We start from the raw sequence: 3017 nt of genomic DNA, 5'->3' as shown, positions 1-3017 counted from the left end.
TGGTCGAAAATTTCGACCACCTCAAAAACATGAAATATTCTCATGCCACGACCAAGGCTTTCACGGAAAAAGGCTTGTATATGCTTGCCACCATCCTCAAATCCCCTCTGGCAACAGAAGTAACCATTGCCATCATAGAAACCTTCTCCAAGGTTCGTGAGGTATCGAGAGCAATAGCCAAGGTGAACGATGATGCGGAAAAAGGCATCATGCCAAAGGAAGAAGAACAGGGCAAAATTCAAAACCTGATGGGCGAGGTTCTTGCTGACAACTTGCCTTTGAAGATGCGCAAGATGGCATTCAGCCTTAACCTTGGCTTCCTCAAAGTATCAGTCGAGACAACAAGAGGGAAAGATTAAACCGCTGTTGTTATGTGCTATTAAGTTAGTTTTTACGTCCTCAGCGGAAGCCTATCGTTGTTATGTGCTATTAAGTTAGTTTTTGTCTCTTCACTGAGGCTGGACGTGACAGATAGGCTGGAGCCGGAGATTAGAGAAATCTTTTCTTCGGCTCTTCTCATTTCAGAAAAGTGCTCTGAGATTTGCAAATTTGGAAGCGGAAAAGGTTTTGCTTCCAAATCCGGAAGTTTTGAGCCGGTTAAAGAACTAAACTTTACAAAATGCTTGCATTTGAATGTCTAAATTTTACGTTGGGGGGTAGCCTAATACGCGGTTTGGTCAGAAAACTCGCAATTAGGCATCCCCAAAGCAGTGTAAAATTTTTACACTAGGGGGAAGCCTAATTCCAAGTTTGTGCCAAACTCGCCCCATCAACTCGGAAACCGAGGACTTCGTGCGGCAAGCCGTTGATGGGTTAGGCGAAAGGGATTCTCCCTCTCGACTCCCTCTTGAACCGCCTTATTTTTTCTTTGACATGGCATCCGAAATTTTGCCTTTGATGTAGGCAACGATAAATGCTTGTGGGGTCTTCTTTGCTTCTCTGGCCTTTGCCTTGAGAATAGCAATCTCTCCCAGAGGATCATCGAGGACATCTTGCGCTTGTAGCCAAACGTCCTTGGTGTTGTTCAGATCTGAAGCACTGAAGCCACACTGCTGACGAAGATAGTTGTAAATCTCTGGTCGAATCGAGAAGGATGCGCAGACAGTTGCTTGCAGTTTTTTTGCTTCAAGCTTCTCGTCTCTGAACTTCGGCTGATACTTCGGGGTGAAGGTGAAGCCTGTCACTTTGCTGCGCTTGTTGTCTGGGTTGGCTTTGATTTTTGAATACGTGAAAGTGTATGGACAAGAGTTGTTAAGAGCCTTTTGCGCAGGCTTGATAACCCTTGCTTCAATGTTGTCGATTCGGTCTTTTCCGTCTTTGTCCTTGTACTGCTCTGGTGCGATGCCAAGCCATTGTTTGAACTCATCGATGGTCTTGAATGTGATAGGCTTAGAATTGCCACTGACCAACATGTAGAATTTCAGAGAGTATGTTGTTGGCAAGGCTAGAGCCTTGTTTAACTCAAACTCTCTATATCCTTGTGAGAAGTTCAACCATACATCCCAAAGTTTATTGTTTACGCTGAACTTCATGATACCTGAGCCATATTCATACTCAGGGTTGCAGATAAACGAGCACTTCCACCAACGCTTCTTGTCTTTGTACTCGAAGTATCTGCCCATGAGGTCTTCTAATGTTTTCTTTATCGTATCAAAGTCTAAGTTACTATCAAAGATGGCCGCAGAAGCAGGCATCTGGATATAGACATCATGCTTGTGATGGTCTATAATTCCCATGTTCTCTTTGATTTTCATGCCTTTAACCTCGTCTTGGCAATACTCCAAAATGCGGAGAATGATGCGCTGCTCATGTATGCTCATCTCCTGCTGACGTGACCAGGTGTACATCCAGGACACCATCATGTCTTTGTTTTCTGATGTGATAAGTTGTCCCATGTTATTTCGTCATTAAGTGTTCCATACCTGCTGCCTTCATCCACTCGTTATAGTGATTGATGGCAGCTTCTCCTTCGAGGTGCTTTGCTTGTCTGTCACGAAGTTCTTCAGACATCACCTGCTCTTCTCTACGCAAGTCTCGATTTATGTGCTCGAGCTCACTTGCTATCTGTTGTAGTTTCTGTTTCATGCGTTCTTTGAATTTTGATTTTGGGTGCAAAGATACATAAAAAACCTACATATAGCAAAAATACGTAGGTTAAAAATCTAAAAATGTAGGTTAAAGCCGTTTTTTTTCAGTCTAAATCTGTAGGTTAAGCGGTCTAAATCTGTAGGTTAGAAACTTTGTAACTTCTTGATTTTCAGTAAGTCAATTGGGGGGGGATAGAGCATTAACAGACGATGCTTAAAAAACAGGCATACGGGCAGCGGCTTTTTGAACGGCTTTTTTGGCGCAAATTTGGGTGTTTTTTTGTTTTTTAGGGGGTCGGGGTCTGAACGCCCCTCCGTCCTCATTCTTGCTTGTTCGTGGGTACGGCTTGCTTGCTCGTTGATGAGTGTGTGCTGACTTTGTGGCAACGTACAAAGAAACAGCAGTTTTGTGTGCTGTAAAAACTTTTTACTTTGACGCAAAATAAAGCGATTTAAGACACTTTCTTGCGTTCGGACGTGAAATTCCACGTGAAAAAGGCAAAAACGGCTCAGATGGGCGGAAAATGCCCTTTTTGGCTATTCGTGGGGCTGCTTTCGAGCGACGAAAGCGTACAAAGTCGCTCGGTCTGCCGCACCGAGAAGCGGGTGTTTTTCATAGTATTTGTTGGCTTTCCAGATATTTTTCTTATCTTTGCACCCGAAATCAAACTTCAAAGATATGGGACAGAAAGAAGACATAGCAAAAACAGAGAACAAAATAATCGTCATTCGAGATAAGCAAGTTATCCTCGATAGGGATGTTGCCGAGCTGTATGGGGTTGAGACCAGACGCATCAACGAAGCTTTGAAAAACAACCCAGACAAGTTCCCAGACGGATATGTTATCGAACTGACTAACAGCGAGAAAGAGTATGTGGTCGAAAATTTCGACCACCTCAAAAACATGAAATATTCTCATGCCACGACCAA

General features: G+C 43.5%; 3 protein-coding genes and 1 pseudogene. 2 read left to right on the top strand and 2 right to left on the bottom strand.

From position 1 onward, the window contains the following. Positions 1-359: pseudogene (locus tag KSW37_RS15335) on the top strand (ORF6N domain-containing protein); the annotation flags it as partial. Positions 360-857: 498 nt separating this feature from the next. Here KSW37_RS15335 and KSW37_RS15330 read toward each other — a convergent pair. Both KSW37_RS15330 and KSW37_RS15325 read right to left on the bottom strand, forming a co-directional pair. Then, complete coding sequence (locus KSW37_RS15330) at positions 858-1895, bottom strand: replication initiation protein (protein ID WP_153081269.1); 1038 nt, start codon at positions 1893-1895, stop codon at positions 858-860. Between the two features lies 1 nt (position 1896). Continuing rightward, entirely contained in the window at positions 1897-2085 is a 189-nt protein-coding gene (locus KSW37_RS15325; RefSeq protein ID WP_144021585.1) for a hypothetical protein, read from the bottom strand. A gap of 681 nt (positions 2086-2766) precedes the next feature. Between KSW37_RS15325 and KSW37_RS15320 the strand changes: the two genes are divergently transcribed. Then, positions 2767-3017: ORF6N domain-containing protein (locus KSW37_RS15320; RefSeq protein WP_217743523.1), on the top strand; the 251-nt coding region annotated here is incomplete at its 3' end.

It is taken from the genome of Segatella copri, assembly GCF_019127135.1.
Taxonomy (GTDB): Bacteria; Bacteroidota; Bacteroidia; order Bacteroidales; family Bacteroidaceae; genus Prevotella.
This window is presented reverse-complemented; position numbering and strand designations above follow the sequence as displayed.

Excerpts from the sequence above, each read along its gene's own strand:
- KSW37_RS15330 (WP_153081269.1), bottom strand. The coding sequence starts at position 1,895 with ATGGGACAACTTATCACATCAGAAAACAAAGACATGATGGTGTCCTGG.
- KSW37_RS15325 (WP_144021585.1), bottom strand. The coding sequence starts at position 2,085 with ATGAAACAGAAACTACAACAGATAGCAAGTGAGCTCGAGCACATAAAT.